This window comes from Starkeya sp. ORNL1 (genome assembly GCF_012971745.1).
Classification (GTDB): domain Bacteria; phylum Pseudomonadota; class Alphaproteobacteria; order Rhizobiales; family Xanthobacteraceae; genus Ancylobacter.
Genome location: NZ_CP048834.1, coordinates 5,989,834 through 6,010,256 on the forward strand (window position 1 = coordinate 5,989,834; position 20,423 = coordinate 6,010,256).

Genomic DNA, 20,423 nt, shown 5'->3' on the forward strand with positions numbered 1-20,423 from the left:
AGCGACACCCGTCCGCGATGCATGCACGCTGAGGAGCGCACATGAGCAGGCCCGCGCCCGGCGGCGAGTTCCGCTTCGCATTCCTTATCGAGCCGCCCTTCTGCTATCGCGCGGCCGACGGAACCGTCACCGGCTGCGACGTCGAGGTCGCGCGCCATGTCGCGGGTGCACTCGGCTACGCTTCCTTCGTCCCGGTTGAGACCGAGTTCGCCGAATTGCTGCCCGGGCTACAGGGCGGAAGCTGGCATATGACGACCGGCATGTTCGTCACCCCGGAGCGCGCCCGCCGCGTGGCCTTCTGCCGGCCGGTGTGGGCGCTGCCGGACGGCCTACTGGTGGCGGGCGGCAATCCGCGGGGTATTGCGGGCTACAACTCGCTCGCCCGCGATGCCGGTTTGCGGCTCGGCGTGGTGCAGGACCAGATGCAGCATCGCACGGCGCTGGATCTCGGGTTGCCGGAGGCGCGCATACGCATCTTCGCGAACTATCCCGAGGCGGCTGCCGCGGTCACGACCGGCGCGGTCGATGCCTATGCCAGCGTGGCGATGGCCCATGCCGGTTATCTGGCGGAGCATCCGGCGCTGGCGCTCGCAGTTGTGGAGGTCCCGGCCGGCGAAAAGGCTGCGGCTCCCGGCGCGTTCGCGGTGGAGAAGTCGGAGACCGGCTTTCGCGACGCGATCGACACGGTGCTCGCCGATTTCCTCGGCTCGCCCGAGCATCGCGCGCTGATGGCCCGATTCGGCTTCACCGACGCGGAGGTCGATCGAATAGCCTAAGCCTCCAGCCGTTCCACGAAGACGCAATTGGTGAACTCGAAGACCAGCCGGCCATACTGGTTCGAGCCGCGCTCATGGGTGAAGACGAGGCCCCATTCCGGCCGGCTGGCGCTCGGCTTCTTGGCGGCGATCTCGCTCTCATAGGTCAGGGTGTCGCCGGCATACACCGGCTTCAGCCATTTCATGTCCTTGAAGCCGGGGGAGGGGCCGACGCGCGGGACGCGCTCGCCACGGGCACGCAGCGTCTCGTGGGTGCGCCCTATCGCCTGTGCCCTGAGCCGTGCCCAGATCGCCGCGGTGTGCCAGCCCGAGGCGGCGAGCCCACCGAACTGGCTGCGCGCTGCCGCTACCGGATCGACATGGAAGGGCTGCGGATCCCAGGTGCGGGCAAACGCGATGATCTCTTCCGCCAGGAAGGTGTGCGAGCCGAGCGCCGTCTTGTCGCCGATGTCGACGTCTTCGAAGAAGTTCATCTGCCGCCCCTCACGCCAGCCGGGCGCCGGGATTGCGCCGGCCGAACATGATGGAACACACATTGTCGAACACCACCGTGCCGGTGGCGTCGAGCAATTCGAAGCGGAACTTCACCAGCCCCATTTCCGGCCGGCTCTTCGAGGCACGGGTTTCCAGTACGGCGCGGCGCAGCGTGAGCACCGCACCCGGATAGACCGGCCGCAGGAATCGCGCCTCGTCGACGCCCGGCGAGCCCATCGAATCGGTTTTCAGCAACAGCCCGTCGGCGAGCAGCCGCATGAAGATGCAGCAGACATGCCAGCCGGACGCGGCGATGCCGCCGAGCCGTGTCGCCTCGGCTGCGGCATCGTCGAGATGCAGCGGATCCGGGTCATATTGCCGGGCGAACGCCATGATGTCCTCGCGGCCGACGACATAGCGTCCGCCGGTCGCGACTTGACCCTCGTGGAAGTCTTCCCAGAAAAGCATCGCCGTCCCGGCCTCCCCGCCCCGCCGTCACAGCCCTGACAATGAGATGACAGGCGACGACGTTCCGTGCGTCAAGGGCATAGGAGATGCGCGTGGGTTAAAACGCGCTCAGGTGTTGAAGCGGAAGTGCAGCACGTCGCCGTCGGCAACGACATATTCCTTGCCTTCGAGGCGCAGCTTGCCGGCCTCGCGCGCGCCGGCCTCGCCCTTGCCGCGCACATAATCGTCATAGGCGATGGTCTCGGAGCGGATGAAGCCCTTCTCGAAATCACTGTGGATGACACCAGCCGCCGCCGGCGCCTTGGTGCCTGCGGTGATGGTCCAGGCCCGCGCTTCCTTGGGGCCGACGGTGAAATAGGTGACGAGCTTGAGCAGGTCATAGCCGGCGCGGATGACGCGGTTGAGGCCCGGCTCGTCCAGATCGATCGCCTCCAGATATTCCTTCTGCTCGTCGGGCGGCAGCACCGCGATCTCGCTCTCGATCTTGGCGGAGACGACGACGGCCTTGGCGCCTTCCTTGGCCGCCTGCTCGAACACCTGGGCGGACAGCGCATTGCCGTGCTTCGCCGAGGCTTCCTCGACGTTGCAGACATACAGCACGGGCTTGGAGGACAGCAGGCCGAGCATGCGGAAGGCGCGCTCCTCCTCCGGCTTCACGTCGACCAGCCGCGCCGGCTGGCCTTCGCGCAGCAGCACCAGAGCGCGGTTCATGAGGTCAAGGATCTCCTTGGCCTCCTTGTCGCCGCCCTTGGCCTTCTTCTCGATGGCGACGATGCGCTTCTCGAGGCTGTCGAGGTCGGCCAGCATCAACTCGGTCTCGATGGTCTCGATATCGGCGAGCGGGGCGATCTTGCCGTCGACATGGGTGATGTCGCCATCCTCGAAGCAGCGCACCACATGGGCGATGGCGTCGCATTCGCGGATATTGGCGAGGAACTGGTTGCCGAGGCCTTCGCCCTGCGAGGCGCCGCGCACCAGGCCGGCGATGTCCACGAAGGTGAGGCGGGTCGGAACGATCTGCGCGGAACTGGCGATCTCGGCCAGCGTGTCGAGGCGCGGATCCGGCACCGCCACCTCGCCGACATTCGGCTCGATGGTGCAGAACGGATAATTCGCCGCCTGCGCCGCCGCGGTCTGCGTCAGCGCATTGAAGAGGGTCGACTTGCCGACGTTCGGCAGGCCGACGATGCCGCATTTGAAGCCCATGGGGGTCGCTGCTCGTCGTGATCGGGATGTTGCTGCTGTGGTTAGGCAAGCCGGGCGCGGTGCGCAAGTCCGATGGCGGCTTTCCGTATCATGGCGCCGGCACGACCTATCCGGCCGGCTTGCCGTTGGCGCCGATGCCGCGGGCTTCCAGCAGCAGGTGCATGCGGCTCTGGAACTCGTCGGGCTTGCCCTTCACCAGCAGTTCGGCCAGCTCGGCGCAGCCGTCGCAGACGGCCTCGAGCCAGGGGCGCTCGGCCTTGGCGAAGTCGTTCAGCACATAGGGCATCACCAGCGCCTTGTCGCCGGGATGGCCGATGCCGAGCCGCACGCGTCCGTAATCGTTGCCGCAATGGGCGGTGACGGAGCGCAGGCCGTTGTGGCCGGCATTGCCGCCGCCATGCTTCACCCGCACCTTGGCGGGCGGCAGGTCGAGCTCGTCATGGAAGACGTAGATGTCCTTGAGCACGATCTTGTAGAAGCGCTGCGCTTCCGCGACGGCGCGCCCGCTGTCGTTCATGAAGGTCTCGGGGAGCAGCGCCAGAACCTTTTCGCCGGCGATCTCGCCTTCGCACGCCGCGCCCTGGAAGCGCCGGCGCCACGGCGAGAAGCGATGGCGGCGGACGATCGCGTCCACCGCCATGAAGCCGATATTGTGCCGGTTGCCGGCATATTTCGGGCCGGGATTGCCGAGCCCCGCGAACAGGAACACGGGGGCGTCCTCCCGGCCGGAAATTCAGGTTCAGCTCTTCTTGGTAGCCGGAGCAGCAGCCGCAGCCGCAGCGGCGGCAGCGTCGTCGGCATCAGCTTCCTTCAGGCCCGACGGCGCGCTGATGGTGACGAGCGTGTCGTCGCCATGGCCGGCCCAGGTCACGCCGACCGGCAGGGCGATCGAGGAGAGATGCACCGAGTCGCCGATCTGGGCATTGCCGAGATCGACATTGATGGCGTCGGGGATATTGTCGGCCGGCACGTTCAGCGACACCGAGTGGCTGACGATGTTCAGCGTGGCGCCGCGCTTGATGCCCGGGGAGGTCTCGGCGTTCACGAAGTGCACCGGGATATCGACCACGAGCGTGGCGCCGACCGCGACCCGCAGGAAGTCGACGTGCTGCGGCAGGTCCTTGATCGGATCGAGCTGGTAGTCGCGCGGGATCACGCGGTGCTTCTCGCCGTCGACATCGACATTGAAAAGCGTGGAGAGGAAATGGCCCGCATAGATGGTGCGGGTGATCTCGGTATAGTCCAGCGAGATGCCCAGCGGGGCCTTGCCGTCGCCGTAGATCACGGCGGGCACGCGTCCGGCGCGGCGTTCTGCACGAGCGGCCCCCTTGCCGACCTTCGCGCGCGCCGTCGCCTTCAGTTCCTTGATGGCGGTCATGGCTTTCAAAGTCCTTCGTTCAAATCCCCAACGCGGATTTGGACCGCGCAGGCGGCCGTCCCGTCGGGATGGTTCGTGTTGATGCCGCTCCGGCGCGCCTCCAGGGGTGCGGATAGGCCGGGCGACGGGCGCGCTCATAGCAGCAAAGCCGTTACAGGGCAATGATGCGCGCGGTTTACGACGCAGGCGAACGTCAGAACTTTCCGACCACGCCAGCGCGCACCGTGTCGCTCGGAGCTGCCGTCGGCGCGGTGGAGCGCTCTACCGAGATGAAGCGCTGGTAGTTGCCCTGGCCGCTGCGCATCTCCACCGAGGTCGTCGTCGCCTGGGTGTCGCCCACCTCGAGCTTGGCCCCGATGCTGTCATTGGCGCCGAGGCCGTACGGCGCCAGCGGTATGGTGTAGGTGCCGCCGAGCATGAGGCTGTCATAGACCGAGAGCGTGCCGGTGCTTTCGGCCGCGCCGAAGCCGCCGACGCCATAGACGCTCCAATTGTCGAGCACATAGCCGAGACGGCCCTTCACCTCGCCCGATCCGCCGCCGGCATTGCCGTCCATCGGGTCGGAGATTGGCGGGGTGGTGGAGACGCTGGTGATGATTGCGACCTGCGCCGGGCCTTGGCGCAGGTCGAAGCTGGTTGGCAGCGGCTGGGCTGGAGCCGCCTTCACAGGTTGCGTCGGAACCGTCGCCACCTTGCGCGGCGGCGGCATCTCGACGCCATCGCCGATGCCGAGATCGAGCGAGGTCCAGAGCGAGGGCATCTCGTCGGTCGCCTCGTCCGTGGTCTCGTCGCCCGGCAGCAGGGCGATGGACTGCGGCCCGTCGGCGTCAGTCGGAGGGGTGGCGTTCAGCTGGTCGGCGAGGCCAAGGGCCTGGCCCGACTCGTCGGGGGCAGCGTCCTCGGCTGGCGGCGGGGTCACGACGATGACGATGCCGGACCATGGATCGGCGCCGCCGCGACCGGGAATCGTGCCGGTGACGACCGGGGCCGGTTCGGCTGGCGCACCTGATGCGTTCGAGGTGCCGTTGACATCCTCGCTGGTCGCCTCCTGGGCGAGGCAGGGCGCAGCGAGCAGGGGCAGCAATGCGGCGGCGAAAAAGGCGCGCTTCATGGCTGGCGCTTCCGTTTGATTCAATGAGCCGGAAACATGCGGGTCAATCGTGGAGCCAGCATGGCGCACCGCACAAAACGGCCGATTCGGTGGATTTCAACCGTTGGACGCAGGTGGAAATCGGAGGCATCCCCGTAAGCGGCTGATTTTGATGCCGTCGGCTTCAGGGCGACGCGGCCGGAAATACGCCGGTTCGCGCAATACGAGTCCCAGCTTGACCGCTGCGGCAGAACCGAATGGCGAAATCTTGGCGGGGAGGCTACTCAATCGAACAGGCTGGAGACGCTTTCCTCGTGCGCGGTGCGCCCGATGGCCTCGCCGATCAAGGTGGACACCGAGACCACCCGGATATTGCGGGCGACCCGCACCGCCTCGGTCGGCTGGATGGTGTCGGTGATCACCAGTTCTTTCAGGTTCGAGGCGGTGACGCGCGCCACCGCTCCGCCGGAGAGCACGCCATGGGTGATATAGGCGTGCACTTCCGTCGCGCCGCGCTCCAGCAGGGCATCGGCGGCGTTCACCAGCGTGCCGCCGGAATCGATGATGTCGTCGACCAGGATGCAGCGCTTGCCGTCCACATCGCCGATGACGTTCATCACCTCGCTCTCGCCCGGGCGCTCGCGGCGCTTGTCGACGATGGCGAGCTGGGCGTCGATGCGCTTGGCCAGCGCGCGGGCACGCACCACGCCGCCGACATCGGGCGAGACCACGGTGATGTTGCCGAGATCGAAGCGGTTCTTGATGTCCTGCACCATCACCGGCGCGGCAAACAGATTGTCGGTCGGGATATCGAAGAAGCCCTGAATCTGCCCGGCATGCAGGTCGACGGTCAGCACACGGTCGGCGCCGGCATGGGTGATGAGGTTGGCGACCAGCTTGGCCGAGATCGGGGTGCGGCCGGAGGAGCGGCGATCCTGCCGCGCATAGCCGAAATAGGGAATCACCGCGGTGACGCGGCGGGCCGAGGAGCGGCGCAGCGCATCGGTGATGATGAGCAGCTCCATCAGATGGTCATTGGTCGGGAAGGAGGTCGACTGCAGGACGAACACGTCCTTGCCGCGGACATTCTCCTGGATCTCGACGAAGATCTCCATGTCGGCGAAGCGCCGGACCACGGCACGTGTCAGCGGGGTCGCCAGATAGGCGCCAATGGCCTCCGACAGCGGCCGGTTGGCATTGCCAGCGACCAGCTTGATCGACCCGTTATTGGTGGACATTCCGGCGCGCTCCCAGCCGTCCTTTCGGCGCTCGGGCCGTCGCACGGCCGTCGCGAAGCCCTGATAGGCGGCCGCGCCCGCGCTGTAAAGCGGGTGACGCAACGTCGCTTGCGGGGTGGTAACCGCCGTGTTGCCGCAGTGCCGTAATCAGTGCTCGGGCGCGAGCGCCAGCGCACCGGTGGACGGGGCTGCATCGGCCGGCGCGCCAACCGGTTCCGCGCTGGCGACCGGCGGGCCGTCATCCGGCCGCACGGCAGGCGGTGCGGTCGCGGGAGCCGGCTGCGGGGCAGCCGCCGGGCGGGCCGTCGCCGGCGCGCCGTCGAGCCGGGAGGCGATCTCGGTCAGGCTCTGCGCGGCGATCCGGTTGACCACGTCATCATTGCAGCGCGCCCAGACGTCGGCGCCACTGCCGACCTGTTCGCTGCCCGCCACGCGCAGCACGCGCACGCGGTCCTTGTCGAACACGTCCCAGGCCCAGTCGACTGTGCCCTTATTGTCCTCGACGCTGGCGGCGAGATAGCCGCGCACGCGATAACCGGCATCAGCCTCGCGCGAGACCACGCGCACGTTGCGGGCGTCCGCCTCATTGGTGAGGCTGGCGACCAGCTTGTTGAACACCGGTTGCGGCGGGCCGTCGATGGATTCGAAGGCGATGGCGCGCGAAGGCCCCGAGGCGCCGACCGAGGCTCGTGCGGTCGGGCTGTTGCCGCTGCCCGTCTGGCAGGCGGCGAGCAGAAGCGCGGCCAAGACGGCCGCCGCTGCCGGCATCAGCCGACGGCTCCGGGGGTCGATCATAAGCGCCAATCCCTGTCCGCCGGTCGCGCCGCGTGTCGTCCCGCCAGGGAACGCCGCGCCGTCGCCAGCTACCAGGAAGTGTTAATATCAGTTTACGATTAGGTCCAGCGGCGCCTGGGTGAGGCATTCATTGCCATCCACCGTGACGAGAAATGTCCGGCCAAGGCACATGGCGGTCCCGGTCTCGCTGTCCATCAGGATCATGTGCGCGAACATGACCATGCCGGGCTCCAGCATCCAGTCATTGTCGGCATAGAACATCGGCGGATCCATCCAGGATGGGGTGAACTTGGCGCCGAGCGAATAGCCGCAGGCGGCGAGCCGATGCTTCGCCAGGCCGTGGCCGTCCATGACATGGGCGTGGGCGGCGAACACCTCGCCGGCGGTCCTGCCGGGCACGATGGTATGGCCGCAGGCCTCCATTGCCTGCCGGGCGGCGGCGAACAGTTCCAGATGCCGGTCGCGCGGCGGGCCGACGACCACCGTCTCCATCATCGCCGCATGGTAGCGGCGATAGGCGCCGGCCCATTCGAGGGTGATCTGGTCCTCGCTGCCGAGTTGGCGGCGGCCGGACTTGTAGCGGCAGAGCAGGGCGTCGCGCTCGGAGCCGATGATGAACTCATTGGCCGGATAGTCGCCACCGCCCTTGAAGACGGCGCCCTGCATGGCGGCGAGGATGTCCCCCTCGTCGATACCGGGGGCGATCAGCTCCACCGCCGCCTGCCGGGCGGCCAGGGCGAGCTTGGCGGCCTGCTTCACATAGATGATTTCGGCCGCCGACTTCACTGCGCGCAGCCGGTCGACGAGGCCGGAGGCGTCCTCCAGCGTCGCGAAGCCGTCGAAGGCAGCGTCGAGCTTGCGCCCGTTCGCGGCGGTAAGTCCGTAGCTGTCATACTCCACGGCGATCCGTGAACTCTTGCCGCCAAGTTCTTCCACCATCTGGCGAAGCTGCTCTTGGGGGGTGGAATCCTTGCGGTCTTCCCAAAGTCGGATATCGGCGACGATCGAGGTGTGCTGGGCCTGCCGCAGGTCCGCCGAGCGGGTGAGCAGAGCGAGCCGACCATCGGCACCAAGCCACAGCGCCTGGAAGAAGCAGAAGCCGAACGTGTCGTAGCCGGTCAGCCAGTACATCGACTCCTGCTGGAACATCAGCAGGCCGTCGAGCTTGCGTGCGGCAAGCTCCGTCAGCAGCCGCTGCTTGCGGCGCTCGAACTCGGCCGGGGTGAAATGCAGGGCCATGGCGCGTCAGACCAGGGTTATGGCGGCGATCAGCCGGCCATAGTCCGGCTCGCCGCGATGGGTGGTACGCCGATAGCTGTAGAAGCGCTCGGCATCGGAATAGGTGTCGAGGCACAGATCCTCGACCTGGCCGACGCCGAGGCGGTGCAGGCGCGCGGCGATATAGCCCGGCAGGTCGAACATCGAATGATGCTCGCGATCCGATGGTGCGAAGAAGCGGATATTGGCGTGGTCGAGCGCCGTGACATTGTGGACGAATTCCGGGCCGACCTCATAGCTCTGCTGGCGGATCAGCGGGCCGATCGCGGCGACGATGCGCTCCGGCCTGGCGCCAAGCTCCGCCATCCGCGCCACCGTCGAATCCAGTATCCCGCCGACCGCGCCCTTCCATCCCGCATGGGCGGCGGCAACGACCCGGGCCTGCGCATCCGCGAACAGGATCGGCCCGCAATCGGCGATCGAGACGCCGGCGGCGATCCCCGGCGTCGCGGTCGCTACCGCGTCGGCTTCCGGGCGCTCGGCCCAGGGGCCGTCGACGATGACGCAATCAGCCGAGTGAACCTGATAGGCGGTGAGGAAGCGCTCGGGGGTAACGCCAAGCGCGGCTGCCATGCGGGCGCGGTTCTCGGCGACGCGCTCGGGCTCGTCGCGCGAACCGGTGCCGCCGTTCAGCGAGGCATAGATGCCTTCGGACACACCCCCCTGCCGGGTGAAGAAGGCGTGGTGGATGCCGGGCAGGGCGCTCAGGGCTGGCGACAGAATCTTCATGCGGCTTCCTCGTCCGGGGCGAATCCAGCCACCTCATGCATATCAGGATGCACGATGGCGAGCGCCTTGAAGAGTTCCCCCATGTCGCGGGCGCCGCGTCCCGTCAAGCGCGCCGCTGCGGCGTCGACGGCAGTGCGGGCTTCTGGCGCGGCGTCGCGCTTCAGCCGCTCGGCGCGCTGCGTGAGGCCGAGGCGCTCGAGCAGCGTAGCTTGCGTGACCGGACCGAAGGCGCGCGCACCGGCGGCCTTCGCCGCACGAGCAAGAGCGCCGAAATCGACATGTGCGGTCAGGTCTGCTTCGCCCGGGTGCGCCAACGGGTCATCGAAGGCGTGATCGCGCAGTGCCTGCAACGTGTCGCCGAAGCCGCCGGCATGGCCATAATCAATGGCGAGCACGGCGCCGCCCTGCATTGTCACGCGTTCAGCGAGCGTGCGGGCGATACCGAAGCCGGCGGGACAGATTTCGAAGATGCTGCCCGGCGGCTGGCGGACGAGACGGGCTTCCGCCTCCGCGTCGAGCCGGGCCCCGGGACGCAGGCCCCAGCTGAGCGCCCCGTCGTCGGCGATGCCGACCATGCGCTCGGCAAGGCCTTCCGGCGTGCGGATGAACTGGCGGATCGGCAGCGCGTCGAAGAACTCATTGGCGAGCGCTATCAGCGGGCCGGGCGGCAACTCGGCCACGCGCGCGCACCATTCGACGGTGTAGGCGGCCAATGTCTCCTCCTGCCTGGCGCGCAGGCGCTTCGAGGCCTCCACCAGCACCACCCGCATGGCGTCGTGGAAGCCGGGCACGATCCGCGTCGCGCGCAGCATGTCCGCCATCATGGTGCCACGGCCGGGGCCGAGCTCCGCGAGCACAAAGGGCGAGGGGCTACCAATGCGCAGCCAACTGTCCGCGGCCCACAGCCCGAGCAATTCGCCAAACACCTGGCTGATCTCGGGGGCGGTGATGAAATCGCCCTTCGCCCCGAACACCTCGGCCGTGGTGTAGTAGCCGCTCGCCGGATCGAACAGGCAGCGCTCCATATAGTCGGCCGCCGTCATCGGTCCGGTGGCGGCGATATCGCGCGCCAGCCGCCGGCCCAGTTCGGTGCCGCCCGCGCCCATCAGCTCTGCGGCGCGGCTTGCAGCGCCGGGCGGCGCATGGCGCGGGCAATGAGGGTGCCGCCGACCAGCAGCATCGGCAGCGACAGGATCATGCCCATGGTCAGCCAGCCGCCATAGAGATAGCCGAGCTGGACGTCGGGCTCGCGCACGAATTCGATGGCTATGCGGGCGCAGCCATAGAGGAAGACGAACAGGCCGGCGATGAGGCCCGGCCGGGCCAGCGCGCCGCGGCGCACCGCGAGCATCAGGATGGCGAACATCAACAGCCCTTCGAGGCCGGCCTCATAAAGCTGGCTCGGGTGGCGTGGCAGCTCGCCAGCATTGGGGAATACCATGGCCCAGGGCACGTCGCTCACCCGGCCCCACAACTCGCCATTGATGAAATTGGCGAGGCGGCCGAGGAAAAGTCCGATCGGCACCACCGCGGCGGCGATGTCGAGCATGGAGATCAGCGGCAGGCGGCGGCTACGGCAGAACAGCCACATGGCGAGAATGGAGCCGAGGAAGCCGCCATGGAAGGCCATGCCGCCATGCCAGAGGGTGAGCGCCTCCAGCGGGTGCTCGAGATAGTAGGAAGAATTATAGAACAGCACATAGCCGATGCGCCCACCGAGGATGACGCCGAAGGCGATCCACACCACGGCGTCGTCGAAATCCTGCGGCGGGATGCGCGACTTGCCGCCCCACAGCGCATCATTGGCGCACAGCCGCTTCGACAGCCACCAGCCGAGCAGCAGGCCGCCAATGTAGGCGAGCGCGTACCAGCGTATGGCGAAGGGGCCGAGCTCGATCAGCACCGGGTCGATATGGGGGAAGGGGAGGGCAAAGAGCATCGGCGCGATTCCGGAAGCCTGCGTCGCGCCGTCTTGCCCGCGTCGCGTGGCTGGATCAAGACGGGGGGCTCCATTCGCTCGTCGTCATCCCGGCCGCAGCGCAGCGGAGAGCCGGGATCGCTCTCCGATGTTTGGGCGATCCTGGATCGGCCTTGCAGCCGTCCGGGATGACGACAAGTTGGTGTCCATCCTCAACCAAAACCCGTGAAAACGCCGCCATGCCCTTGCAGCGGGCGGCGCGGCGCACCATTGTCCCTTGGCAAGGCGACACGCCCGGAGACGAAGGACATGACCCAGACCACCGGCCGCATCTTCGACGAGTTCGCACGGCTGATGAACGACGCCGCCGGCGTCGCGACCGGCGTGCGCCGCGAGGCCGAGACCGTGATGCGCTCGCAGGCGGAGCGCGTCCTGCGCGAGCTCGACGTGGTCACCCGCGATGAACTCGACACGGTGCGGGATCTCGCCAGTGCGGCGCGCGAGGAGAATGAGCGGCTCGCCGCTCGCATTGCCGAGCTCGAGACGCGGCTCGCCAAACTCGAGGCGGGACACTGAACGGGGCACGCAATGCCTGTCGCTTTGCCTGGGCTGTGGACGTGGCCTCTCGAGGCTTGCCGCATTCAGGCGAATCCCGGACACCAGACACGCGGTCGCACCCTGGCGATCGCGGCCAGACGGTCGTAGCGAGGTACGCATTCAGCGCGATATAGTGGGTGATGTGGCGATTCGTTTGATATCTCAAGTGGTTCGCCGGCTCTGTATTCGCGTTGCGTGCGTTCGACCCTCCCCGCGTCCATCCTCGCGAGGTCGAGCATGACCTATACCGATTTCGAAGCCGAGACCCGTGCCAATCCGCTCGATCAGGTCGAGCGCATGGCGGCGTTGAACGAATGGTCGTTCGAGCGCTCCGCCGAGGACGAGATCACCATCTCACTCGAAGGCCGCTGGACCGACTGCCACGTCTCCTTCCAATGGATGGACGAGGTGGAATCGCTGCACGTCGCCTGTGCCTTCGACCTCAAGGTGCCGGAGAAGCGCAAGACCGAAGTGCTGCGCCTGCTCTCGCTCATCAATGAGCAGATGTGGGTCGGGCATTTCGACCTGTGGTCCAAGGAAGGCGTCATCATGTTCCGCCACGCCTTGTTGCTGGCGGGTGCGGAGGCGACCGACCGGCAGGTGGAAGTGCTGATGGAATGCGCCGTTGAGGCGGTGGAGCGCTATTTCCCGGCGTTCCAATTCGTCGTATGGGCAGGCAAATCGGCGCGCGAGGCGATGGACGCCACGCTGTTCGAGACGGTCGGCGAAGCGTAAAGGCAGGCGCGCGCCGGCCAGCGAAGGAGCTGCCGTGCGGGTGCCGCCATGCCAAGCCTTTCCGATATTCCCGGTCGCGTCATACTGGTCGGCGCCGGCAAGATGGGCGGCGCCATGCTGGAAGGCTGGCTCTCGCTCGGGCTCGATCCCTCGCGCATCGCGGTGATCGATCCCGGCCCGCCGCCGGAGATCGCGGCGCTGCTGGCGCACCATTCCATTCCGCTCAATCCGCTGAATGGCGGCCCGCCCACTGTGCTGTTGCTGGCGGTGAAGCCGCAGGTCGCACCCGGCGTTCTGCAAAAGGTGGCGCCGCTCGCCGATGCCCATACGCTCGTCGTCTCGGTGATGGCCGGGCGCACGCTGGACTTTCTCGAAGCCGCCTTTGCGCCGGGCATGGCGGTGGTGCGCTCCATCCCCAACACGCCCGCGGCGATCGGGCGCGGCATCACCGTGGCGGTGCCGAACGGTGCTGTCACCGCCGACCAGATGAGCATTGCCGACGCGCTGCTGCGGGCCACTGGCGGGGTGGAATGGGTCGAGGACGAGGCGCTGATCGACGTCGCCACCGCGGTCTCCGGTTCCGGGCCGGCCTATGTGTTCCTGCTTGCCGAGGCGCTGGCGCAAGCCGGCGTGGCCGCGGGCCTGGCGCCCGACATGGCCGATCGGCTGGCGCGGGCGACGGTCTCCGGGGCAGGGGAACTCATCGCCCGCACCGGCATCGATCCGGCGACGCTGCGCAAGAACGTCACCTCGCCGAACGGCACGACTGCCGCCGCGCTGGCGATCCTGATGGACGAGAAGGCCGGCTTTACCCCGTTGCTCACCGAAGCAGTGGCGGCGGCGGCGCGGCGCTCGCGCGAACTCGCGAGTTGAATGGAGGCCTGGACACGCGTGTCATGATGTAGAGCATGTTCCGCAAAAGTTGGGAGACTTTTGCGACGAGAACATGCTCCACCGTACTGCATCTAGAGCACTATCTTATCGCTCGGATTATTCCATCCGGCGGATAGGGCTCTCGCCCCTTCTCCTGAGGCGATTGCGGGCATAGCTTCAGGTGAGGCGACGCAAAAGCGAGGAGGCTCCCATGGCACGTTCTCCCGGCGGTTCCAAAGGCGCGGCGGCGGCACCCGCCGGCCGCGACGCAATCCTCGAAGCCTTCCTCGCCTTGCTCGGCGAGAAGTCCTTCGATTCCATCAGCCTGCTCGAGGTCGCCAACAAGGCGGAGGTGAGCCTCGCCGATCTGCGGGCCTCGTTCGGCTCGACCTTCGACATGGTCTCCGCCTTCATCCGCGACACCGACCGCAAGGTGCTGGCGAGCCAGGGCAACGACATGGATGACCAGTCGCCGCGCGACCGGCTGTTCGACGTGCTGATGCGCCGGCTCGATGCGCTGGCGCCGCACAAGGCGGCGGTGCGCTCGCTGGGTGAGAGCGCGCGGCGCCACCCGATGTTCGCGCTCGGCCTCAACAAGCTCACCGTGCGCTCGCAGCAATGGATGCTGGCGGCGGCGAAGATCGACGTTGCCGGCCTGCGCGGCGCGGTGCGGGCGCAAGGGCTTGCCGTGCTGTTCGCCCGCGTGCTGACGGTGTGGCTGCGCGACGAGGATCCCGGCCTTGCCCGCACCATGGCGACGCTCGACCGTGAGCTCGACAAGGGTGAGCGGGCGCTCGGCCTGATGCACAATGTCTGCCGGATCGCCACCTGCGGCGGCCGGCGACGCCGTTCACGCACTGAGCCGGAACCCGATGCGCCGCTGGCGGCGTGACGCAATCTGCATTGGAGGACGCTTTGAGCCTGGCACCCATTGAGTCCATCGCCTTCGGCGACTTCCTCAAAGTCGACATCCGGGTCGGCACCATCATCCAGGCCGAGCCGTTCCCCGAGGCGCGCAAGCCGGCGATCAAGCTGATGATCGATTTCGGCCCGCATGTCGGGGTGAAGAAGTCCTCGGCGCAGATCACCGTGCACTATGCGCCGGAGGACCTGATCGGCCGCCAGGTCGCGGCGGTGGTGAATTTTCCGCCACGCCAGATCGGGCCGATCATGTCGGAAGTGCTCACCCTCGGCTTCCCGGACATGGAGGGCGAAGTGGTGCTGTTTGCGCCCGACCGCGAGGTGCCGAACGGGGCGCGACTGTTCTGAACCATCTTCCCTTGAGGATGGCCGCGCCTTTTCTTGTCGTGGCCGGGCTTGTCCCGGCCATCTCGGCCTCTGAAGGCGCAGTCAGGTATCGAGATCCCCGGCGAAAGCCGAGGCTGTTGCCTCGGCGTCTCCCGAGAGACGGTGACCATAGGTCCCCTTTGGCCGGGGATGACGGTCGATTTCGCAATTATGGGTCGTCTTCTCAGAAGTGGTAGTTGATGCCGACCCGCACGGTCTGCCATTGCGCGTCGGCGGTGTTGGACGCGTTGACCACGCGGCCGCCGGCGTTGGTGTCGTTCCTATAGGCAGGAGTGGAAAGGTCGACCTTGGTCGATCCGAGATCGGTGTAGAGATATTCGGCCTTGATCGACCAATTGCTGGCCGCTGCCGGAAACCATTCCACGCCACCACCAAGCGTCCAGCCGACTTTCGTCTCGCTGGAGGAAGCCTCACCCGACCAATGCGATCCGGCAAACCCCAATTGTGCGTCGGGCAGAAACCCGCCAGTGTAATTGAGCTTCTGCCGGACGCTGCCATAAGCGAGACCGCCGGTACCGTAGATGAGCAGCGAGTCATTGAACGTCGTCACGCCAAGACGGGCGCGAACGGTGCCGAACCACTCGACCTCCTGGGTTACCTTGGAGTTTCCCTCGACCGCCCAATAATTGGGGTCGTTCGGATCGAATGCCGGGAAGAGCTGAATGGATGTCGTGTCGGAGGCGGATGCGTCGCCTTTGAGCCCGCTCCATTGGAAGTCGGTTTCCACGCCGAACAGCACGGAAGGCTGGAAGACGAAATTATAGCCGATCTGCCCGCCGCCAATCACGCCGTCTAGGTTCGCCGAGGTTCTCCAGGACGGTCCCTCGTTGGTGTACCACTCGGTGTCGAAACTATCGTGGGTGGTGTTCTCGTAATAGGTCTGGCCACCGGTGCTGTGACCACCCGCATTGAAGCCATAGCCGATGTTGAGGCCGCCATAGAAGCCAGCCCAATTGGGCCCGACCGGGACCACCGGCGCGGCCTTCACGGGATAAGCCGCGGAAAGGTCGGCGGCGTATGCCGCCGGCGCGGACACCACGGTCGCCAGCAATATCAGGACGAGCCTTTTCATAATCCCCAGGATCCCCAATCGATGGGCGAATAACCCACGCCCCCGTGAAGCAGTGAACTGCCCACGGAACGATCCGCGAAATGTGCGAACCAGCCTCAAGATCGTTGTTTATAAAGTGCACTACAACTCTAGGCTCGTTCTGATTGTATCGGCAAGGCGTCTAGTTCGGGAAATAGAAATAAATAGAATCGGTTTTGCAGGTGATGCGTCGCCGCCACAGTCCCGACACCCGGTTCAGCGAGTCCGTGTCGAGACTAGCTCTCGAACCTGACTTCATTATTCCGTAGGGGCACGGTTCCGGTGACCATTCTTAAAGGTCGATCCTTAGCCGACACCTCAAACGACCCCGTTTATGAGAATGGCGTCCTGCGGAGGCGCGGGTACTGCGAGTCTCAAGGAGAGCTGAAGCGCACCGGCGACGGCGCCATAGCGTGCCTGGCTAGACCGGAATTCGCACGGTGGCCCGCAATCCGCCGAGCGGGCTATCCCCGAGCACGATGTCGCCGCCATGGGCGCGAGCGGCGTCGCGGGCGATGGTGAGGCCGAGGCCGGAGCCGCCGGCATCCTGGTTGCGGGCGTCGTCGAGCCGCAGGAAGGGACGGAACACGTCCTCGCGGCGGTCGGTCGGGATGCCCGGGCCGTCATCGTCGACCGTCACCACCAGCCAGCGGGCGTCGCGCGCGCCATTGATCTCGATCCGCCTGGCATAGCGCCAGCCATTGGCGACGAGGTTGCCGATGCAACGGCGGAAGGCGTCGGCGCGCACCGTCACCTGCGGGGCGCCGCGGAAGCTGGCGCTGGCCCGGGCGCCATGGCGCTCGGCGTTCACCCGCATGTCGTCGAGCAAGGCGGCGACGTCGACCTGCACCGGCGGCTCGCCGGCATCGTCGCGGGTGAAGGCGAGATAGGCCTCCAGCATGCTTTGCAGTTCGTCGACATCCTTGCGCAGCGCGTCGGTCTCGCGATCTTCGAGGAAAGCGAGTTCCAGCTTGAAGCGGGTGAGGATGGTGCGCATGTCGTGGCTGACGCCGGCGAGCATGGTTGTGCGCTGTTCGATCTGGCGCTCGATGCGACGCTTCATCTCGATGAAGGCGCGCGCGGCGCCACGCACCTCGCGGGCGCCGCGCGGGTGGAAGTCCACCACCTCGCGGCCCTTGCCGAACGCCTCCGCGGCATCGGCCAGCGCCTCGATCGGCTTGATCTGGTTGCGCAGGAACAGGATGGCGACGGCGAGCAGCACCAGCGAGGTGCCCACCATCCAGATCAGGAAGATGTGGGAGTTGGACAGATAGGCCTGGCTGCGCTTGGCGAAGACCCGCAGCACTTGGCCATCGAGTTGGACCCGCACCTCGATGAGGTTCGAATTGCCGACCGTGTCGGTCCAGAACGGCTTGCGCAGCCGCTTGCCGAGCTCGCTGGTGAAATTGGAATCGAGGATGGAGAAGAACGGCTTCGGTCCCGGCGGCGGCAGATGCTGGCCGGGCAGGAAGTCGAGATTCATGTTCATACGGTCCTGGGCGATGTCCTTGATCCGCTCCAGGTCCGCGGCGTTCGGGAAGGCGAGGGAGAGGTCGACCAGTGCCGTGATGTCCTGCGAGACCGCGGCGGACAGGCGGCGGGTGACGGTGTTGTAGTGCCGCTCCATGAAGACGAAGGCCAGCACCGATTGCAGCACCACCATCGGGGTGACGATGATGATGAGCGAACGGGCATAGAGCCCCTTCGGCATGACGCGGTTGAACCACGCGCCGAAGCGCTCATTGTTGCGGCGGGCACGGGCCAACACCTTGCGCAGCCGCGCTTCATAGCGGCTCTTCGGCATGACGCGGTTGAACCACGCCCCGAGGCGCTCATTGTTGCGGCGGGCACGGACCACCACTTCGCGCAGCCGCGAGCGGGCTGCGCCGAGGAGCGGATGGGTTTCGGGCAAGCTCAAGTGGCGACAACCAGGCGGTAGCCGATGCCGCGCACGGTCTGCACATAGACCGGATTGGCGGGATCGCGCTCGACCTTGCGGCGCAGCCGGTTGACCTGAACGTCGACGGCGCGGTCGCCGGCATTGGCGCCGGGAGCGACCAGCGCCTGGCGCGGCACCGTCTCGCCCGGACGCTCGGCCAGCACGCGCAGCATTTCGCGTTCGCGGTCGGTGAGGCGCACGGCCTCGCCATCGCGGGAGAGCTCGCCGCGCTCCAGATGGAAGACGAAGCTGCCGAAGCGCACGCTCTCGATCGCCTGCTTGGCCGGGATCGCGGAGCGCTTGAGGATATTGCCGATGCGCAGCAGCAATTCACGCGGCTCGAACGGCTTCGGCAGATAATCGTCGGCGCCGATCTCCAGGCCCTTGATGCGGTCTTCGGCCTCGGCGCGGGCGGTGAGCATCAGGATCGGCACGGCCGAGCCGTTACGCACCGATTTCGCAAGCTCGAGCCCCGATTCGCCCGGCATCATGACGTCGAGGATCAAGAGATCGAAGCTGAGGCCACCGAGCCGGCCGCGGGCGTCCATCGCCGAGGCGGCGGTGGTGACGCGGTAGCCGTGCTCGGTGAGGAAGCGCGAGAGCAGGTCGCGAATGCGGCGGTCGTCATCGACCACCAGCAGATGCGGCGCGTCGTCCGCCGGTTTCGTTCCGCGCCGCACGCTGGCGGGAGCGGCCTCGGTGTGGTTCAGCATGGTGGGCTCCGGTTAGCCGCCACGGCCGCGCGTCGCATCTTCGGCGGCGCGATCGGCCCGGGCGATGAGCTTCTCTATGGGGCCGCGATCCTCGGGGTCGATCATCGAAACGAGGAAGCGGCGGGCATTCTCGCGGGCATTGGGCCCGCACTCGGCGAGCGCACGCTCGATGCGGCGGGTCTGCAAGTTGACGAAGTCGCGCGCCAGCGCTTCGCCTTTCGGGGTGAGGTAGAGCAGGCGCTGGCGGCGGTCGGACGAGCCGGCGCGGCTGTCGATGAAGCCCTGGTCCACCAGTTCGCGCAGCACGCGCCCGAGGCTCTGCTTGGTTATGCGCAATATGTCGAGCAGGTCGGTCACCCGCATGCCGGGGTGGCGGTTGACGAAGTGCAGCACGCGATGATGGGCCCGGCCGAAGCCGAAGCGCTGCAGGATGTCGTCGGGGTCGCTCACGAAATTGCGATAGGCGAAGAACAATAGCTCGATCAGGTCGATCATGGGCTCGGCACCGGCTCCAGCACCGGGCGCCGTTGCGTTAACCGCACCGCCCTGGCGTTGGGCCAGCGGGACGTCCGCCTCGTGAGGGCGGAATGGGGACGGGACATTTATGTCAGCCATGTTGACTTTTTTCGTTATGATCGTTACCCAGAAGCCCCGCTCAACGAAAGGATCGTTCGGCAGCGCCGTCCAACCCTTTTAAAAAGCGAGGTCGCCATAATGCCCCTCTCGGGGCCGGCGAACGATAACGGGAGTTGCGCCGCGAGGCAAAGATTTGAGCCGGGAGGCAAAATCTCCCGGTGTGGCGTGGGCGGCCCGAAACGCTTAAACCAGAATGTGCCGGGCAGCGCGCCAAGGACGCCCGGACGTGCATCGGAGATACGACGATGGCAGGCGAGCCTTTCGACAAACGCAGCGGTTTCATCTGGTATGACGGCGCGATGGTGCCGTGGTCCGATGCCAAGGTGCATGTGCTGACGCACGGCCTGCACTATGGCAGCTGCGTATTCGAGGGCGAGCGCGCCTATGGCGGCGAGATTTTCAAGCTGGAGCAGCACACCGCCCGGTTGAAAGAGAGCGCCCGGCTGCTGGAATTCGAGATTCCGTTCAGCGAGGCCGAGATCAATGCGGCCTGCCGCGAGATCCTGAAGGTGCAGAAGCTCACCGACGCCTATCTCCGCCCGGTCGCGTGGCGCGGCTCGGAGATGATGGGCGTGTCGGCGCAGGCCAACACCATCCATCTCGCCATCGCGGCGTGGGAATGGCCGAGCTATTTCGACCCGGCGCAGCGGCTGAAGGGCATCCGCATCGACATGGCGAAGTATCGCCGTCCCGATCCGATGACCGCGCCCTCGACCTCGAAGGCGGCCGGCCTCTACATGATCTGCACCATCTCCAAGCACGCCGCCGAGCGCGCCGGCTTCGCCGACGCTTTGATGCTCGACTGGCGCGGCCGAGTGGCGGAATGCACCGGGGCCAACGTCTTCTTCGTGAAGGACGGCGTGATCCACACGCCGGACGCCGATGCATTCCTGAACGGCATCACCCGTCAGACGGTGATCGAGCTCGCCAAGCGCCGCGGCTATCAGGTGATCGAGCGCGCCATCATGCCGGAGGAGCTGGAAAGCTTCGACGAGTGCTTCATCACCGGCACCGCCGCCGAGGTGACGCCGGTGTCGGAGATCGCCGGCCGCCACTATCAGCCGGGTCCCGTCACGCGCACGCTGATGGAAGACTATATGGCCGAGGTGCAGCCGAAGAAGCAGGCGGCGTAAGTCGCGCCGCTTCCCGTGAGTTCAAGGGGCCGCCTTCGGGCGGCCCTTT

23 protein-coding genes are annotated in these 20,423 nt (G+C 66.8%); 7 read left to right on the top strand and 16 right to left on the bottom strand.

Annotated elements, in window-relative coordinates; all coding sequences use genetic code 11:
• Positions 1–41: 41 nt before the first annotated feature.
• Positions 42–776 (top strand): transporter substrate-binding domain-containing protein, encoded by a 735-nt coding sequence (locus tag G3545_RS28135; protein ID WP_170017587.1) that lies wholly within the window; start codon positions 42–44, stop codon positions 774–776.
• Here the strand turns inward: G3545_RS28135 and G3545_RS28140 are convergent.
• The 12 genes from G3545_RS28140 to lgt all read right to left on the bottom strand — a co-directional run bounded on the left by G3545_RS28140 (position 773) and on the right by lgt (position 11,371).
• On the bottom strand, positions 773–1,249 hold the full coding sequence (locus G3545_RS28140; protein ID WP_170017588.1) for a MaoC family dehydratase: 477 nt from the start codon (positions 1,247–1,249) through the stop codon (positions 773–775). The genes G3545_RS28135 and G3545_RS28140 overlap by 4 nt on opposite strands.
• A 10-nt stretch (positions 1,250–1,259) precedes the next feature.
• The gene (locus G3545_RS28145; RefSeq protein WP_170017589.1) at positions 1,260–1,718 is read right to left on the bottom strand and encodes a MaoC family dehydratase; all 459 of its coding nucleotides are present in this window, start codon (positions 1,716–1,718) and stop codon (positions 1,260–1,262) included.
• Between the two features lie 108 nt (positions 1,719–1,826).
• On the bottom strand, positions 1,827–2,924 hold the full coding sequence (gene ychF / locus G3545_RS28150; RefSeq protein WP_170017590.1) for a redox-regulated ATPase YchF: 1,098 nt from the start codon (positions 2,922–2,924) through the stop codon (positions 1,827–1,829).
• A gap of 106 nt (positions 2,925–3,030) precedes the next feature.
• Positions 3,031–3,633 (bottom strand): aminoacyl-tRNA hydrolase, encoded by a 603-nt coding sequence (gene pth, locus G3545_RS28155; RefSeq protein WP_170017591.1) that lies wholly within the window; start codon positions 3,631–3,633, stop codon positions 3,031–3,033.
• 30 nt (positions 3,634–3,663) lie between these two features.
• Positions 3,664–4,302, bottom strand: coding sequence for a 50S ribosomal protein L25/general stress protein Ctc (locus tag G3545_RS28160; RefSeq protein WP_170017592.1), 639 nt, complete (start codon positions 4,300–4,302; stop codon positions 3,664–3,666).
• A 193-nt stretch (positions 4,303–4,495) separates the two neighbouring features.
• Positions 4,496–5,413 carry a hypothetical protein gene (locus tag G3545_RS28165; protein WP_170017593.1) on the bottom strand — a complete coding sequence of 306 codons (918 nt, stop codon included), beginning with the start codon at positions 5,411–5,413 and terminating at the stop codon, positions 4,496–4,498.
• Between the two features lie 263 nt (positions 5,414–5,676).
• Positions 5,677–6,630, bottom strand: coding sequence for a ribose-phosphate pyrophosphokinase (locus tag G3545_RS28170; protein WP_170017594.1), 954 nt, complete (start codon positions 6,628–6,630; stop codon positions 5,677–5,679).
• 147 nt (positions 6,631–6,777) lie between these two features.
• Positions 6,778–7,377 (bottom strand): hypothetical protein, encoded by a 600-nt coding sequence (locus tag G3545_RS28175; protein ID WP_246702600.1) that lies wholly within the window; start codon positions 7,375–7,377, stop codon positions 6,778–6,780.
• Between the two features lie 135 nt (positions 7,378–7,512).
• On the bottom strand, positions 7,513–8,664 hold the full coding sequence (locus tag G3545_RS28180; protein ID WP_170017596.1) for a Xaa-Pro peptidase family protein: 1,152 nt from the start codon (positions 8,662–8,664) through the stop codon (positions 7,513–7,515).
• A 6-nt stretch (positions 8,665–8,670) separates the two neighbouring features.
• On the bottom strand, positions 8,671–9,432 hold the full coding sequence (gene pgeF / locus G3545_RS28185) for a peptidoglycan editing factor PgeF (RefSeq protein ID WP_170017597.1): 762 nt from the start codon (positions 9,430–9,432) through the stop codon (positions 8,671–8,673).
• A complete protein-coding gene (locus G3545_RS28190) occupies positions 9,429–10,538 on the bottom strand; it encodes an SAM-dependent methyltransferase (protein WP_170017598.1) in 1,110 nt (369 codons plus the stop codon). The genes pgeF and G3545_RS28190 overlap by 4 nt, the downstream gene beginning before the upstream one ends.
• Positions 10,538–11,371, bottom strand: coding sequence for a prolipoprotein diacylglyceryl transferase (gene lgt / locus G3545_RS28195; RefSeq protein ID WP_170017599.1), 834 nt, complete (start codon positions 11,369–11,371; stop codon positions 10,538–10,540). Before lgt ends, G3545_RS28190 begins: the two co-directional genes overlap by 1 nt.
• Before the next feature lie 288 nt (positions 11,372–11,659).
• Between lgt and G3545_RS28200 the strand changes: the two genes are divergently transcribed.
• From G3545_RS28200 to G3545_RS28220, 5 genes are all read left to right on the top strand, one after another.
• Complete coding sequence (locus G3545_RS28200; RefSeq protein WP_170017600.1) at positions 11,660–11,926, top strand: accessory factor UbiK family protein; 267 nt, start codon at positions 11,660–11,662, stop codon at positions 11,924–11,926.
• 258 nt (positions 11,927–12,184) lie between these two features.
• Positions 12,185–12,682 (top strand): YbjN domain-containing protein, encoded by a 498-nt coding sequence (locus G3545_RS28205; RefSeq protein ID WP_170017601.1) that lies wholly within the window; start codon positions 12,185–12,187, stop codon positions 12,680–12,682.
• Between the two features lie 48 nt (positions 12,683–12,730).
• The gene (gene proC / locus G3545_RS28210) at positions 12,731–13,555 is read left to right on the top strand and encodes a pyrroline-5-carboxylate reductase (protein ID WP_170017602.1); all 825 of its coding nucleotides are present in this window, start codon (positions 12,731–12,733) and stop codon (positions 13,553–13,555) included.
• 211 nt (positions 13,556–13,766) lie between these two features.
• Positions 13,767–14,447 carry a TetR/AcrR family transcriptional regulator gene (locus G3545_RS28215; RefSeq protein ID WP_170017603.1) on the top strand — a complete coding sequence of 227 codons (681 nt, stop codon included), beginning with the start codon at positions 13,767–13,769 and terminating at the stop codon, positions 14,445–14,447.
• A gap of 23 nt (positions 14,448–14,470) precedes the next feature.
• Complete coding sequence (locus G3545_RS28220; RefSeq protein WP_170017604.1) at positions 14,471–14,824, top strand: tRNA-binding protein; 354 nt, start codon at positions 14,471–14,473, stop codon at positions 14,822–14,824.
• A gap of 202 nt (positions 14,825–15,026) precedes the next feature.
• Here G3545_RS28220 and G3545_RS28225 read toward each other — a convergent pair whose 3' ends face one another.
• The 4 genes from G3545_RS28225 to G3545_RS28240 form a co-directional block, all read right to left on the bottom strand.
• Complete coding sequence (locus G3545_RS28225) at positions 15,027–15,935, bottom strand: outer membrane beta-barrel protein (RefSeq protein WP_170017605.1); 909 nt, start codon at positions 15,933–15,935, stop codon at positions 15,027–15,029.
• Between the two features lie 439 nt (positions 15,936–16,374).
• Entirely contained in the window at positions 16,375–17,757 is a 1,383-nt protein-coding gene (locus tag G3545_RS28230; RefSeq protein WP_170018317.1) for an ATP-binding protein, read from the bottom strand.
• A 110-nt stretch (positions 17,758–17,867) separates the two neighbouring features.
• Positions 17,868–18,605 (bottom strand): response regulator transcription factor, encoded by a 738-nt coding sequence (locus G3545_RS28235; RefSeq protein WP_170017606.1) that lies wholly within the window; start codon positions 18,603–18,605, stop codon positions 17,868–17,870.
• Between the two features lie 12 nt (positions 18,606–18,617).
• Positions 18,618–19,220 carry a MarR family transcriptional regulator gene (locus tag G3545_RS28240; RefSeq protein WP_170017607.1) on the bottom strand — a complete coding sequence of 201 codons (603 nt, stop codon included), beginning with the start codon at positions 19,218–19,220 and terminating at the stop codon, positions 18,618–18,620.
• Positions 19,221–19,486: 266 nt separating this feature from the next.
• Between G3545_RS28240 and G3545_RS28245 the strand changes: the two genes are divergently transcribed.
• The gene (locus tag G3545_RS28245) at positions 19,487–20,374 is read left to right on the top strand and encodes a branched-chain amino acid aminotransferase (RefSeq protein ID WP_170017608.1); all 888 of its coding nucleotides are present in this window, start codon (positions 19,487–19,489) and stop codon (positions 20,372–20,374) included.
• The last annotated feature ends 49 nt before the right edge of the window (positions 20,375–20,423 follow it).

Bases quoted from the DNA above. Each gene is read 5' to 3' on its own strand.
- G3545_RS28160 (WP_170017592.1), bottom strand. From the start codon at position 4,302: ATGACCGCCATCAAGGAACTGAAGGCGACGGCGCGCGCGAAGGTCGGC.
- G3545_RS28230 (WP_170018317.1), bottom strand. From the start codon at position 17,757: ATGCCGAAGAGCCGCTATGAAGCGCGGCTGCGCAAGGTGTTGGCCCGT.
- G3545_RS28200 (WP_170017600.1), top strand. From the start codon at position 11,660: ATGACCCAGACCACCGGCCGCATCTTCGACGAGTTCGCACGGCTGATG.
- G3545_RS28225 (WP_170017605.1), bottom strand. From the start codon at position 15,935: ATGAAAAGGCTCGTCCTGATATTGCTGGCGACCGTGGTGTCCGCGCCG.
- G3545_RS28170 (WP_170017594.1), bottom strand. From the start codon at position 6,630: ATGTCCACCAATAACGGGTCGATCAAGCTGGTCGCTGGCAATGCCAAC.
- pgeF (WP_170017597.1), bottom strand. From the start codon at position 9,432: ATGAAGATTCTGTCGCCAGCCCTGAGCGCCCTGCCCGGCATCCACCAC.
- proC (WP_170017602.1), top strand. From the start codon at position 12,731: ATGCCAAGCCTTTCCGATATTCCCGGTCGCGTCATACTGGTCGGCGCC.
- G3545_RS28245 (WP_170017608.1), top strand. From the start codon at position 19,487: ATGGCAGGCGAGCCTTTCGACAAACGCAGCGGTTTCATCTGGTATGAC.
- G3545_RS28215 (WP_170017603.1), top strand. From the start codon at position 13,767: ATGGCACGTTCTCCCGGCGGTTCCAAAGGCGCGGCGGCGGCACCCGCC.
- ychF (WP_170017590.1), bottom strand. From the start codon at position 2,924: ATGGGCTTCAAATGCGGCATCGTCGGCCTGCCGAACGTCGGCAAGTCG.
- G3545_RS28240 (WP_170017607.1), bottom strand. From the start codon at position 19,220: ATGGCTGACATAAATGTCCCGTCCCCATTCCGCCCTCACGAGGCGGAC.
- G3545_RS28165 (WP_170017593.1), bottom strand. From the start codon at position 5,413: ATGAAGCGCGCCTTTTTCGCCGCCGCATTGCTGCCCCTGCTCGCTGCG.
- G3545_RS28205 (WP_170017601.1), top strand. From the start codon at position 12,185: ATGACCTATACCGATTTCGAAGCCGAGACCCGTGCCAATCCGCTCGAT.
- G3545_RS28145 (WP_170017589.1), bottom strand. From the start codon at position 1,718: ATGCTTTTCTGGGAAGACTTCCACGAGGGTCAAGTCGCGACCGGCGGA.
- G3545_RS28180 (WP_170017596.1), bottom strand. From the start codon at position 8,664: ATGGCCCTGCATTTCACCCCGGCCGAGTTCGAGCGCCGCAAGCAGCGG.
- G3545_RS28190 (WP_170017598.1), bottom strand. From the start codon at position 10,538: ATGGGCGCGGGCGGCACCGAACTGGGCCGGCGGCTGGCGCGCGATATC.
- lgt (WP_170017599.1), bottom strand. From the start codon at position 11,371: ATGCTCTTTGCCCTCCCCTTCCCCCATATCGACCCGGTGCTGATCGAG.
- G3545_RS28140 (WP_170017588.1), bottom strand. From the start codon at position 1,249: ATGAACTTCTTCGAAGACGTCGACATCGGCGACAAGACGGCGCTCGGC.
- G3545_RS28235 (WP_170017606.1), bottom strand. From the start codon at position 18,605: ATGCTGAACCACACCGAGGCCGCTCCCGCCAGCGTGCGGCGCGGAACG.
- G3545_RS28135 (WP_170017587.1), top strand. From the start codon at position 42: ATGAGCAGGCCCGCGCCCGGCGGCGAGTTCCGCTTCGCATTCCTTATC.